At 66.8% G+C, this 12,164-nt stretch carries 14 protein-coding genes and 2 tRNA genes; 5 read left to right on the forward strand and 11 right to left on the reverse strand.

Annotated features, from left to right (window positions below; all coding sequences use genetic code 11):
- Window positions 1-13: 13 nt before the first annotated feature.
- From QFZ61_RS09720 to arsB, 4 genes are all read right to left on the reverse strand, one after another.
- Window positions 14-1,399, reverse strand: coding sequence for an FAD-dependent oxidoreductase (locus tag QFZ61_RS09720; RefSeq protein WP_307035514.1), 1,386 nt, complete (start codon window positions 1,397-1,399; stop codon window positions 14-16).
- A gap of 87 nt (window positions 1,400-1,486) precedes the next feature.
- Window positions 1,487-2,464, reverse strand: a complete 978-nt coding sequence (gene trxB / locus QFZ61_RS09725) for a thioredoxin-disulfide reductase (protein WP_307035516.1) — start codon at window positions 2,462-2,464, stop codon at window positions 1,487-1,489.
- 31 nt (window positions 2,465-2,495) lie between these two features.
- Window positions 2,496-2,918 carry an arsenate reductase ArsC gene (locus QFZ61_RS09730; RefSeq protein WP_307035518.1) on the reverse strand — a complete coding sequence of 141 codons (423 nt, stop codon included), beginning with the start codon at window positions 2,916-2,918 and terminating at the stop codon, window positions 2,496-2,498.
- A 24-nt stretch (window positions 2,919-2,942) separates the two neighbouring features.
- A complete protein-coding gene (gene arsB / locus QFZ61_RS09735; RefSeq protein WP_307035520.1) occupies window positions 2,943-4,040 on the reverse strand; it encodes an ACR3 family arsenite efflux transporter in 1,098 nt (365 codons plus the stop codon).
- Window positions 4,041-4,149: 109 nt separating this feature from the next.
- Here arsB and QFZ61_RS09740 point away from each other — a divergent pair, with 109 nt between their 5' ends.
- Entirely contained in the window at window positions 4,150-4,500 is a 351-nt protein-coding gene (locus tag QFZ61_RS09740) for a metalloregulator ArsR/SmtB family transcription factor (RefSeq protein WP_307035522.1), read from the forward strand.
- A 62-nt stretch (window positions 4,501-4,562) separates the two neighbouring features.
- Entirely contained in the window at window positions 4,563-4,799 is a 237-nt protein-coding gene (locus QFZ61_RS09745; protein WP_307035524.1) for a hypothetical protein, read from the forward strand.
- Here QFZ61_RS09745 and arsA read toward each other — a convergent pair.
- From arsA to bcp, 3 genes are all read right to left on the reverse strand, one after another.
- Window positions 4,786-6,549 (reverse strand): arsenical pump-driving ATPase, encoded by a 1,764-nt coding sequence (gene arsA, locus QFZ61_RS09750; RefSeq protein ID WP_307035526.1) that lies wholly within the window; start codon window positions 6,547-6,549, stop codon window positions 4,786-4,788. The two genes, QFZ61_RS09745 and arsA, sit on opposite strands and share 14 nt — an antisense overlap.
- A gap of 99 nt (window positions 6,550-6,648) precedes the next feature.
- Window positions 6,649-6,730: transfer RNA gene (locus QFZ61_RS09755), tRNA-Leu, on the reverse strand.
- A 118-nt stretch (window positions 6,731-6,848) separates the two neighbouring features.
- The gene (gene bcp / locus QFZ61_RS09760; RefSeq protein ID WP_307035528.1) at window positions 6,849-7,322 is read right to left on the reverse strand and encodes a thioredoxin-dependent thiol peroxidase; all 474 of its coding nucleotides are present in this window, start codon (window positions 7,320-7,322) and stop codon (window positions 6,849-6,851) included.
- 85 nt (window positions 7,323-7,407) lie between these two features.
- Here bcp and QFZ61_RS09765 point away from each other — a divergent pair, with 85 nt between their 5' ends.
- Window positions 7,408-7,899: a MarR family winged helix-turn-helix transcriptional regulator gene (locus QFZ61_RS09765; protein WP_307035530.1), complete on the forward strand. Its 492-nt coding sequence runs from the start codon at window positions 7,408-7,410 to the stop codon at window positions 7,897-7,899.
- 83 nt (window positions 7,900-7,982) lie between these two features.
- Complete coding sequence (locus QFZ61_RS09770; protein WP_307035532.1) at window positions 7,983-8,117, forward strand: hypothetical protein; 135 nt, start codon at window positions 7,983-7,985, stop codon at window positions 8,115-8,117.
- 36 nt (window positions 8,118-8,153) lie between these two features.
- Here the strand turns inward: QFZ61_RS09770 and QFZ61_RS09775 are convergent, their stop codons facing one another.
- The 4 genes from QFZ61_RS09775 to QFZ61_RS09790 all read right to left on the reverse strand — a co-directional run bounded on the left by QFZ61_RS09775 (window position 8,154) and on the right by QFZ61_RS09790 (window position 11,045).
- Window positions 8,154-8,450, reverse strand: a complete 297-nt coding sequence (locus QFZ61_RS09775; protein ID WP_307035534.1) for a hypothetical protein — start codon at window positions 8,448-8,450, stop codon at window positions 8,154-8,156.
- 401 nt (window positions 8,451-8,851) lie between these two features.
- Window positions 8,852-8,927, reverse strand: a tRNA-Lys gene (locus QFZ61_RS09780).
- Window positions 8,928-9,045: 118 nt separating this feature from the next.
- Window positions 9,046-10,167, reverse strand: a complete 1,122-nt coding sequence (locus QFZ61_RS09785) for a sorbosone dehydrogenase family protein (RefSeq protein WP_307035536.1) — start codon at window positions 10,165-10,167, stop codon at window positions 9,046-9,048.
- A gap of 2 nt (window positions 10,168-10,169) precedes the next feature.
- The gene (locus QFZ61_RS09790) at window positions 10,170-11,045 is read right to left on the reverse strand and encodes a hypothetical protein (protein WP_307035538.1); all 876 of its coding nucleotides are present in this window, start codon (window positions 11,043-11,045) and stop codon (window positions 10,170-10,172) included.
- 103 nt (window positions 11,046-11,148) lie between these two features.
- Here QFZ61_RS09790 and QFZ61_RS09795 point away from each other — a divergent pair, with 103 nt between their 5' ends.
- On the forward strand, window positions 11,149-12,087 hold the full coding sequence (locus tag QFZ61_RS09795) for a LysR family transcriptional regulator (RefSeq protein WP_307035540.1): 939 nt from the start codon (window positions 11,149-11,151) through the stop codon (window positions 12,085-12,087).
- Window positions 12,088-12,164: the final 77 nt, after the last annotated feature.

The raw sequence follows: 12,164 nt of genomic DNA on the forward strand, positions 1-12,164 counted from the left end.
TCAGTACCCGTTGTCAGTTCTCACCGGAACGGCCATGGCGCAGTCCGGTAGGGAAACCGACCAGCACCGGTTCGGGCGCGCCGCAGCAGCCGCCGGAGGTTTCCGCGCCAAGCCCCGCTGCTGCCGTGGCGGGAACGTCGCAGCTGGTGCCGACGTCAGAGGAGCAGACGCCGGTCTCCGGCAGTTCGAGCTGGACGGTGTCCGCAGCTTCACGGTCTCCGGCCAGAGCTGCGGCGACGGAGCGGACCTGTTCGTAGCCGGTGGCCAGCAGGAAAGTCGGGGCGCGGCCGTAGGATTTCATGCCGACAATGTAGAAGTCCTGCTCCGGGTGCGCCAGCATTCTGGCGCCGTGCGGTTCGACCGTGCCGCAGGAATGGAACTCGGGATCGATCAGCGGGCCCAGCTCCCGCGGGGCTTCCACGCCCGGGTCCAGTTCGAGCCGCAGCTCGCGGAGCATGTCCAGGTTGGGGCGGAACCCGGTGGCGGGCACGATTACGTCAGCCTCGAGGGTGCGGCCGTCTGCGGCGGTCAGCGCAACGGCACCCCCGGCTGCGGCAACGCCGGCGATCCCGAAACCGGTGTGCAGTTCCACCGTGCCGGCCTCTACCAGAGCGCGGAGCCGGCTGCCGAGCTGGCCGCGGGCGGCGAGGCCGTCGGCGTCGCCGCCGCCGTACACCTTCGCTGCGGAGGCGCCACGGATCGCCCAGACGACCCTCGTCCCGGGCACCCGGGCTGCGAGCTCGGAGAGATTGATCAGGGTGTTGGCCGCGGAGTGGCCGGCGCCCACCACGACGGCGGTGCGCCCGGCAAAGGCTTCACGGTCCCGGCCCAGCACGTCCGGCAGCGGAGTGGAGATGTGGGCGGCTGCAGCACTCTCGCCCGCTGCGGGCAGCCCGGAGATCCCCAACGGGTTGCGGGTGGACCAGGTGCCTGAGGCGTCAATCACAGCGGCGGCTTGGTAGTCACGGGTCCCGCCGTTGGCTTCCTCGACCCGGACCAGGAAGGGGGTGGTGGCGCGGTTCCGGCTGTGTGTCTTGTCCATCCCAAGGCGGGTGACGGCGGTGACGCGGGCGCCGGTGTGCAGGCGGGACGCTATTGCCGGAAGCGCGGCGAGCGGGGCGAGGTACTGGTCGATGAGTTCACCGCCGGTCGGCAGGGCCGCTGGTGCCGGTGCTTCCCAGCCCGTGGCGGCAAGCAGGCGGACGGCGGCGGCGTCGGTGTTGTACTGCCAGGGCGAGAACAACCGGATGTGGCGCCACTGTTCGATCGCTGCGGCCGCCGTCGGACCGGCCTCCAGGATCAGCGGTTCAATGCCGCGCTCGAGCAGGTGCGCCGCCGCGGCGAGGCCGGTCGGCCCGGCTCCGATGACAACGACGGGAAGGGTGTTGGTTACAGCCATGGTGTCCTCTGATCATCCGGCGGGGTGGTGGGTGTTTGCTGGGCGCCTGCCGGTCCTTGGGAGACCGGCAGGCGGTGGAGCCTCTGGTCAGGAGTGGATGGGTGCCTCGACCAGCGCGGTGGCGATGCTGTCGGCGTCCTCGAGCGCGGCCAGGTAGCGTTCGGCGTCGAGGGCGGCTGCGCAACCGGTGCCGGCGGCGGTGATGGCCTGCCGGTAGCGGTGGTCCACTGCGTCGCCGCAGGCAAAGACGCCGCTGAGGTTGGTCACTGTGGTGGGGGAGTCGACCTTGATGTAGCCCTCGGCGTCGAGGTCCACCTGGCCGTGCAGCAGTTCGGTCCGCGGCACGTGGCCGATCGCGACGAAGATGCCGGTGGCACCCTGTTCGCGGGTTTCGCCGGTGACCGTGTCGGTCAGGGTAACGCCGGTGACCTTGCCCTCGCCGTGGATCTTGGTGATGGCGGAGTTCCAGGCGAAGCGGATTTTGGGGTTGTCCTTGGCGCGCTGGGCCATGATCCGGGAGGCGCGGAGCTCGTTTTTGCGGACGACCACCGTCACGGTCTTGCCGAAGCGGGTCAGGAAGGTTGCCTCCTCCATGGCGGAGTCGCCGCCGCCGACGACGATGATGTCCTGGTCGCGGAAGAAGAACCCGTCGCAGGTTGCGCACCAGGAAACGCCGTGGCCGCTGAGCTTCTTCTCCTCCGGCAGGCCCAGCTCCTTGTAGGCGGACCCGGTGGCGAGGATGACGGCCGGCGCTTCATGCGTCTCACCGGCGGCGGTGACCACGCGCTTGAGGTGCCCGGTGAGCTGGACCTCGGTGACGTCGTCGAACACCACCTGGGCGCCGAACTTTTCGGCCTGCTGCTGCAGCCCGTCCATCAGCTCCGGGCCTTGGACGCCGGCAGGAAAACCGGGAAAGTTCTCCACCTCGGTGGTGTTCATCAGGGCACCGCCGGCGGTGACAGCGCCCGCGATGACGAGCGGCGACAGGCCTGCCCGGGCGGCGTAGATGGCGGCGGTGTAGCCGGCAGGGCCGGAACCGATGATGATCAGTTGCTGGGTGCTCATGGAAACTCCTGGGTCTGGCTTTGGTTGCTGGTTATTTGGCGGCTGGGGAGAGCGAGGCAATGAGGTCCTCGATGCGGGTCTTGATTTCGTCCCGGATGGGCCGGACTGCCTCGACGCCCTGCCCGGCAGGGTCTTCTAGTTCCCAGTCCTCGTAGCGCTTGCCCGGGAAGATCGGGCAGGTGTCGCCGCAGCCCATGGTGATGACGACGTCGGACTCCTTGACAGCCTCGGTGGTGAGGACCTTCGGGATCTCGGCAGACATGTCAATACCGAGCTCCGCCATGGCCTCGACGGCGGCGGCGTTGACCTGCTCGGCGGGCTGGGAGCCGGCGGAGCGGACCTCAATGGCGCCCTTGGAAAGCGTCGTGAGGAAGGCGGCGGCCATCTGCGACCGGCCGGCGTTGTGGACGCAGACGAACAGGACGGAAGGTTTCCTGGCGGTTTCGGTGCTCATGCGGTTCTCCTGAAGTCTGGGAAGCTAGCGGGAAACGGGGCTGGCGGCGAAGTAACGAGTACGGGCCCACAGGGCCACGTACACCAGTGCAACAAGGACCGGCACCTCGATCAAGGGGCCGACGACGCCGGCCAGAGCCTGGCCTGAGGTGACGCCGAAGGTGCCGATCGCCACGGCGATGGCGAGTTCGAAGTTGTTGCCTGCGGCCGTGAACGCAAGCGTGGTGGTCTTGGCATACCCGAGCTCCAGCCGCCTGCCGATCAGCATGCCGGCGCCAAAGACGACAAGGAAGTAGACCAGCAGCGGCAACGCGATCCGCGCGACGTCGAGCGGGCGGGAGGTGATGGTGCCGCCCTGGAGGGCGAAGAGCAGGGTGATGGTGAACAGCAGACCGTACAGCGCCCACGGACCCAGCTTGGGCAGGAACCTGGCTTCGTACCAGTCGCGGCCCCGGGCCTTTTCACCAAGGGTGCGGGTGAGGAATCCGGCCAGCAGCGGGATGCCGAGGAACACGAGTACGGAGCCTGTGATGGCCCAGAAGGAGAAGTCCGCGCTGGACGTCGGCAGCCCAAGCCAGGACGGCAGGAGCTGGAGGTAGAACCAGCCCAGGGCGCCGAACGCGAGGACCTGGAAGACGGAGTTGATGGCCACCAGCACGGCGGCGGCTTCACGGTCGCCGCAGGCCAGGTCGTTCCAGATCATCACCATGGCGATGCAGCGGGCCAGTCCCACAATAATCAGCCCGGTGCGGTACTCCGGAAGGTCCGGGATGAAGATCCAGGCCAGGGCGAACATGAACGCCGGGGCCAGCAGCCAGTTCAGGACCAGGGAGGTAATCAGGAGCTTGCGGTCGCCGATCACGCGGTGGGTCTGGTCGTAACGGACCTTGGCGAGCACCGGATACATCATGACCAGCAGGCCGGCAGCGATCGGCAGCGAGACCCCGCCGACCTTTGCCGCTTCCAGCGTGGTGTTCAGGCCTGGAACGACGTCCCCCAGCAGCAGGCCGAGGGCCATCGCGGCGATGATCCAGACAGGCAGGAACCGGTCCAGGGTGGAGAGCCTGCCGATGACGGCGGCCTCGCCTCCTGGCGACGGCGGCAAGTCAGTCTGGATGCTCACGGGACTCCTGTACTGCTGAGCTGTACGGCTTAGCTTGAAATTGATGGTTGTCGATACGAAGTATTCCCAACTATATCGATCAATGTCAATCTATGTGCATAATGGATGCATGAGTTCTCTGCAAACTGTCGGACGGCCCCTCGATACCGCCTGCTGCGCTCCGTCGGGCCCGACTGTCATCAGTGCGGAAGACGCCCGCCGGACGGCATTGGTGTTCAAGGCTCTGTCCGACCCCAACCGCCTGCGGCTGCTCTCGATCGTCAAGGGGGAGGCTTCCGGCGAATCCTGTGTTTGCGACTTGACCGAGCCCTTGGAGCTGGGTCAACCCACCGTGTCCCATCATTTGAAGATCCTTGTGGACGCCGGGCTGCTGCACCGCGAAAAGCGGGGCACCTGGGCGTATTACTCCCTGGTTCCCGGTGCCCTCGAGGAGACCGCGGGCCTCTTGGCGTCACTGTAAGCCCTTGAGGCTGCGCCCAGCCCGATTGACCTGAGAACAGGACCGCCAACAAGGAGGACACCATGCACACCGAGGCTCCCACGGCAGACGAGCGGCTGCGCGCCATGCTGGAGAACATCCGGACCGCAACCGCGAACACGCGCCAGGCGATGGATTCTCCCGGCGACGAGAACTGGGTGCAGGACGGCGAGTCCGACGCCGAGTACCTCCGGTCGATCCAACGGGACACGGTTGCCAAGCTGGAAGCCACCGCCCGGGACATCGAAGCACTGCTGGCCGAGCGGCTCAGGCAGGCATAGAGCTAAGCGAACTCAGCGCCGCCAGCTTCTCCCCACCCACCGGCTCTTCAGGCAGCAACGGAACGACGGCGACTCGGTCCGCCAGCGTGTGCACCTTCGTAATCTGCTCAATTTCACTTGCGGCCCGGGCCCGCAGGAACGGCGTCTGCGGGTGTGCTGCAGCGATCGAGTTGTTGATGACCCAGGCCCACGGGTGAATTCCGGCCCTTTCAAGATCGCCCTGTAGTTCCTCGGCTTCAAGGACAGGCGTCGTTTCCGCCAGCGTGACGAGAATGACCTTGGTCTGGGCAGGGTCCTGGAGCCGCATCAGCGGCGTCACGAATCCCATGGTGTCGCCCACCTGACGGGCGATCTCCCGATGGTAGGAGCCTGTCGCGTCCAGGAGCAACAGCGTGTGCCCGGTCGGGGCCGTGTCGATCACCACGAAGTGCCGGCGGGATTCCTGCACCACCTTGGAGAACTGCCGGAAGACGGCCACCTCGTCGGTGCACGGCGACATCAGGTCTTCAGCGAGGGCTGCCCGTCCGTCATCGTCCAGGTTCCGGCCCTTGGTCGCCATCACGTGACTTCGATACTCGGCAATGGCCGCCTCCGGGTCGATGCGCGACACCGTCAGGCCGGGAACGGACCCGTGGAGTGTTTCGGTAAGGTGCGCTGCCGGATCGGTCGTGGTCAGGTGGACCGCATGCCCGCGCCTGGCCAGGGCGACGGCGATGGCGGCCGCCACGGTCGTCTTCCCGACGCCGCCCTTGCCCATGCACATCACCAGGCCGTGGCCGTCCGCCTCAACTTCGTTCACCAGGGCAGCCAGCGGTGCGTCCTCAATCTCCGGCACCAGCGCCGGATCGAGGGTGATGTCGGCGCCGGAGGTGGCCGGGAACAGGGATTCCAGTGCCGCAATGCCGACCATGTTGCCAGATTTCAGATCCAGAACATCGCGGGGTAGCCCGGCGACCACGTCCGGAATGGCAGTGATGGCAGCAGCTTCCCGGGCGCGCAGGGCCTGCGCCAGATCCTCATCCCCTGCCGCTTCCGGGAGGACGCCATTGACGACGACGTATCCTCCCCGGATTCCGATCTGGTTGAGTTCGAGGTATGTCCTCTCGATTTCCGCCAGTGACGAGGTCTGGGCGCGGGCGACCAGGACCAGCCGGGTCCGTGCCGGATCAGTGAGTGCTTGGACAGCCTTGGCGTACACCTGCTTGTGCTTCTCAAGCCCCGACAAAGGGCCCAGACAGGACGGGTCGCCCTTGCCTGCCGCCAGGAAATCGGTCCATGAACCGGGCAGTTGCAGCAGCCGGATCGTGTGGCCCGTCGGGGCGGTATCGAAAATGATGTGGTCATACGCACCGTAGGCCGTGTCGTCGGCGAGCAGGCCGGTGAATTCATCGAAGGAAGCGATCTCCGTTGTGCACGAGCCCGAAAGGCTCTCGGCGATGCCGGCCAATTCGGTCTCGGGCAGGAGGCCCCGGACGGGCGAGATGATCCGTTCACGGTACGCCTCGGCTGCCTGTTCCGGGTCAATTTCCAGCGCGCAGAGACCCGGCGCATCAGGGATGTCGGTGACGGTGTTCCCGATGGTCACGCCGAAGACCTGTCCGACATTGGAAGCAGGGTCGGTGCTGACCAGCAGGACTTTTTTGCCGGTCCTGGCGAGGGCCAACGCGGTTGCACAGGCCACAGAAGTCTTGCCGACGCCGCCCTTGCCCGTGAAGAACAGGAACCGTGGTGCTTTCTCGAGAAACTTCACGCTTCCCAGCCTATCCACCCCGCCCGCCGGTCAGAAGGGCGGGAGGCGCGCAGGGGGGCAAAGAGAAGAACCCCGGTCCGAAGACCGGGGTTCCGCAAGTGCGCAAGGGGGGACTTGAACCCCCACGCCCGAAGGCACAGGAACCTAAATCCTGCGTGTCTACCAATTCCACCACTCGCGCGCGGCGTTGCCGTTCGGATCCCGGGACCCTCGACGGCGGATGCCGACACTCAGTCTACAGGCCGGCCCAGCGCCGTGTGCCCGGTCCGGGCCGACTGGTCCGCCCCCGCTTCTGCTAGCTAGGCGGCGACTTTCAGGTCGCGGAGCAGCTTGGCGACATGGCCGGTGGCGCGGACGTTGTACTGCGCCAGGGCGACCTTGCCGTCGGGCCCCACCACGACCGTGGAACGAATGAGGCCGTCGTAGCTGCGGCCGTAGTTCTTCTTTTCGCCCCATGCTGCATATGCCTCCGCGACCGCATGGTCCGGATCGGAGAGCAGCGGGAAAGGGAGCCCCTCGGCTTCGGCAAAAGCGGCAAGTTTCTCGACCGGGTCGGGGGAGATGCCGACGACGTCGTAGCCGGCTCCCTGGAGGGCGGCGAGAGAGTCGCGGAAGTCGCAGGCCTGCTTAGTGCACCCCGGTGTGGCGGCGGCGGGGTAGAAGTAGACAACCGTGTTTCGCCCGCGAAAATCCTGCAGGCCGACGCTGTTGCCAGTGGAATCGGAAAGACGGAAGTCGGGCGCGGCATCCCCGGGTACAAGGCGTTCTGCCATCGTTTCTCCTTGAAAATTATGCGAATACTCAGCTTACTGAGCGTGTGGGCGGGGGGCGAATCGATCAGTGGCTATACTCTTGGGTATGCCCGATTTGGATCGCTGGCCCACAGGCCGCTTACTGTCCACGGCAGCACGCCTGGTCGAACACTCCTGGAACGAAAAGCTGGGAGCTATCGGCCTGACCCACGCAGGGGTCATCGCGATGGAAGTGCTCTCCGTCCATGGACCGATGACCCAGGCGCAACTGGCGCAACTGGTTCGTGTCCAGGCCCAGACCATGGGTAAGACGCTGAGCCGGCTTGAAGCGCATGGACACATCTCGCGGGAGCGCAGTGCCTCCGACCGGCGCAGCCACGTGGTCACCTTGACCGAGCGGGGTCGGGAAGCCGTCGTCGCAGCCGCTGACATGGAGCGCTCCGTTCTTGCCGCCGCCTCGATCGACCCCGACGCTCTCCGGCACGAGCTCCAGTCCGTCGTCAGGGAGCTGGCCACCCGGATCTCCTCAACGGAGGCTAAAGCCATCGTCACCGAGGCCGATTCGGCCCTGCCTGCAGAAGTTAACAACGCCAACTGACCCGGGCAGCGCAATCGCACCGCCGCCCCGGCGTTTCGTGTCATGCCCGAATCCGGGAGACCCGCTCGCATAGGCTTTTTCCTATGGAAACAATGCCGCCGCCCGAGCTGGAAGGGCAGACTTCGATTAATGAGCTGCTCGACGAGCCGATAGGCGTCGTGCCAATCCAGCTGGTGCTGCCGATCCATTTTCAGCCGGTGACGGTCGACCCGCGCTAGGTGCCGCCCGGAGTGGGCGAATGACCTTCGGCCCGGTCAATACTGCACAAAGTGTTGCTGGATGGTCTGCAGGTCTGCGGCCAGATCCGTCATCCTCGCGGTGGGCTCGGCGGGCTCCGCCGATGGATCTCCGAACCATTTGTGCCATACCGCCGCCACCGCCTCCGGCGTGATTGCGGCACCCGCCGTGATGAGCGCGGCGAAGTCTTCCATCTCGGGGTCGTACTCGGTTCCGGTCGCACGGGACGCCAGCACGCCGGCCAAATCGTAGGCGTTCAGCCGTTCGGTGATGGCATCGCGCAGGCGGGCGTACTCCGGAGTGACGGGGTCCATGAGACCAGTCTAGGAGGAGCGGGGCCGAAGTTTTTCTGCCCCTGGCGGAGCCGCCAAGTTCCGCGAGGGGCTTGCCGGGCCCCTTCCGGATTTACTCTGGCTTTTCCTTGGACAAGGCGATGATCCAGCCGGGGGTGACGTCTCCGGTGAGCTTGTCCAGCCTCACGGAGAAGGCCTCGGCTTCGTGGGAGGAAGTACCCCGTCCTCGGGCGTGGCCAGCTTGCTTCGGGCCAGGAGGTTGATGGCCTGCTGTCCCATCTCGGCCCGCTTCGGCTCACCGGACATGGATGCGTCAAGTGCCCGCTGGGCCGGGACTCGGACGTTCAGCGGTTGCCGCGTGGTTGGGTAAAACAAAACCCCGCCTCTACCTGCCGTTAGGCCGGTAAAGACGGGGTTTTCGTTGGTGCACCCCCCGGGACTCGAACCCGGAACCCATTGATTAAGAGTCAATTGCTCTGCCAGTTGAGCTAGAGGTGCAACTGTTGTTTTCGTTTCCCTCGGGCTTTTTATTTCCCGCGGTGTTCTCCGCAACGACATGAAACTCTACACGATATTTCGCGCGGTACGAAATCGGACTGCAGCTTGCCCGTCGAGGCTACTGGGGCACGCTCAAAACCACCGCGAAATCAGGGTTTTGACCGTTGCTGAGTGCCCACAATTGGCCGTCCGGCGCGCGGGCGACATCGCGGATCCGGCCAAACTGGCCTGTGAAGTAGGCCACAGGATCGGCGGCGAAGTCACCCTTCAGCGGAACCGACCAGAGGCGTTGGCCCCGGAGCGCCCCAAGATAGGCGGTGTCGCCGGCGATTTCCAGGCCGCTGGGGGAGGAGTCCGCCGTCGAAGGCCACACCACCTTGGCATCCAGGAACCCGTCGCGGTGCGGAGCTCCCGTGACCTCGGGCCACCCATAGTTGCCGCCGGGGACGATCAGGTTCAGTTCATCATCCTTGTCGGGACCGAACTCGCTTGCCCACAGCCGCCCAGCGCCGTCCCAGTCCAGGCCCTGGACGTTGCGGTGTCCGAGGCTGTAGACGGGGCTGTTGCCGAACGGGTTCCCGGCGGCGGGTGCTCCTTCGGGCGTCAGGCGGAGGATCTTCCCGCCGAGAGCATTCTTGTCCTGCGGCTGTTCGCGGCGCTGGGAGTCGCCGGTACCGACGTAGAGGTTGCCGTCTGGACCGAAGCGGATCCGGCCGCCGTTGTGCGTTGACGCTTTGGGGATGCCGGTGAAGATCGTTTCGGGGACTCCTAAGGCCAGGCGCCCGCCGTTGTCGTCGACTTTAAAACGGGCAATCCGGTTGTCGCCCTGCGCCGTGAAGTACGCGTAAAGGTAGCGGTCCGTCGCGAAGTCGGGAGACAGTGCCAACCCCAGCAGTCCGCCTTCACCGCCGGGCACGACGCCGGGGACCTTGCCTACCGTGCCTGCCGGGCCGGTTGCTCCGGGTGGGATAAAGCGCAACAGTGCGCTGTCACGTTCCGAGATCAGTGCCGTGCCGTCGGGCAGGAAAACGATTGACCAGGGCACGGCCAGGCCCGCGTCGATGCGGCTGACGACTTGTGGCGTGGCCGGGCCGGCCTGGCTGCTGCTGGTGGTGGTGGGTCCGGATTGGCTGGTGGCGACATTGGGCGCCGGGGTGCTGCCGGTACACGCCGGGACGGCCAGGAGGACGGCTGCCCCTGCGACCGCCCACCCGGCCCGCTCCGGAGAAAGGCGCCGCACGCCTAGAGCCGCGAACGGCGCGGCGGCCGGAAACCCGCTGCCTCCGCGTGGGCCGCAGAGAGGAACCAGACCTCGGCCCGTGTTTCTCCGTACAAGGGGCTGGTCTCGTCGTAATAAACCATCGTCGAGGCACTTCCCTTGACGGTAAAGTCCTCCGGGCCGCTGCCGTCCGGGGCCGGCGCGGCGGAGCCCTCACCGTAGGGCTGGGCCAGGGCAAGGTGCCCCGCCGGTGCCGGAACGTGGCTGGCCGAGCCTTCCGCCGAGGCTACCGAAGTTCCGTCCTGCGGGAGGTCGGCTTCCGCAAGCTCCGCCGCCGCGGATTCCGCGCCGGGAAGGGTGGGGGCGTGCGGCTCGGTGTACTCGGAATGGTGCACGGGGCTGTGGTGTGCCGGGGCGTGCTCGGCGGCTGGGCGCTCGGCGGTACTGGGCTGGACCGCGTGGGCTCCGGAGGGCACGTCGTGCTGGGAGGCGGGATGCGGCTCGGCCGGGGGCGTCTCGGACCACTGGGTCTCCCACTCGGCGCCCTCCACGGCGCCGGCGGCTGCAGGCGTCGCACCCGGGGACCCGCTACCGGCGGGCTGGACGGTTCCGCCAGTCTCGCCGTCCCCGCGGGCCCCGGCAGCGTCGGCAGAACCAACCTCGTCGGGCACGGCACCCTCGGACACGGCCTTGTCGGACACGGCGTCCGCGGACTGTACACCGCCCGTCGTCCGAGGCTCCGGTGTCTCCCGGCTCACCGGAGCCTCGGGAGCGGGAGCAGTTCCAGCCACCGTGGACGTCGAAGCTCCAGCGCCGCTCCGTGCGTTGTTGCGGTTCAGCAGCCACCACACGACGCCGACAATCACCACGATGACGATGAGCCAGATAATCCAATCCATAACCGAGTCCTTCCGTCCGGATGGCAGGGTTGCCGTTGTTTGACGTTACGTCCGGCCACCACGGCTGTCCAGCGCCGCGGAACCGCCCGTGTAGCCTCGCTTCATGGACTTCAAGAGGCTGCGGATCCTCCGCGAATTGGCGGACCGCGGGACCGTGGGCGCCACCGCCGTAGCCATGCAGGTGACGCCGTCCGCAGTCTCCCAACAGCTCAAGACACTGCAGGACGAGCTCGGCGTAGTGCTGGTCGAAAAGTCGGGCAGGGGAGTGCGGCTCACTGAGGCGGGACTGGCCATGGCCGGCGCCGCCGCCGAGGTCTCCACGGCCATGGCCCGCGCCGAGGCCACCATTGACACCTACCGGCTCGGCTGGCAGACCCGGATTAAGGCGGCGTTTTTCCCGAGCGCTGCGGAAATGTTCCTGCCGGGGCTGCTGCACCGCGTCAAGGAGATCGACGGCCTGCGCTTCGAGGCGCACTTCGAGGATCCCGGCGTTGCAGGTTTCGCCGCGCTGGCGGCGGACTACGACGTCGTTCTGGCGCACAGCGTCGACGGGCCCGAGGTCTTCGCCCGCCAGGGACTGCAGGTCATCCCGCTGCTGGATGAGCCGCTGGACGTGGCGGTGCCGGCCGGGCATGCCCTGGCAGGCAAGGTGGCGCTCACCGCGGCAGATGTCATCGGATACCCCTGGATGGGAGTGCCGGAGGGCTTTCCCTTTGACACCGTGCTCCGCCAGATCGAGATGCAGGCCGACTCCCCGGCCCTGCGCGCCCAGCTCTTCCCTGACCTGCGGGTGCTGGAAGCACTTGTCAGCGCCGGGCACGGCCTCAGCATCCTGCCGCGCTACACCGCCTTGAAGAACCAGGGAAGGGGGTTTGTGCTCCGCCCGCTCCGAGGCGTGAAGGCCAGCCGCAGCATCGTGGCGCTCGCCCGCCCTGAAGCTGCGGCCCGGACCACCATCCAGCAGGTGCTGACCTTGCTCAAGGCCGAGGCGCAGGCTGTCGCACTGGCGCCGGAGCTTCATGACGAAGGTCACAACTCTTGACCCGCGCCGTCGGGAAGTCCAAGCAGTGAGACGAATGTCCATCATGCGGGCGAAATATTCCCGCATTTAGGCTTAAT

Source organism: Arthrobacter sp. B3I4 (assembly GCF_030816855.1).
Lineage (GTDB): Bacteria > Actinomycetota > Actinomycetes > Actinomycetales > Micrococcaceae > Arthrobacter.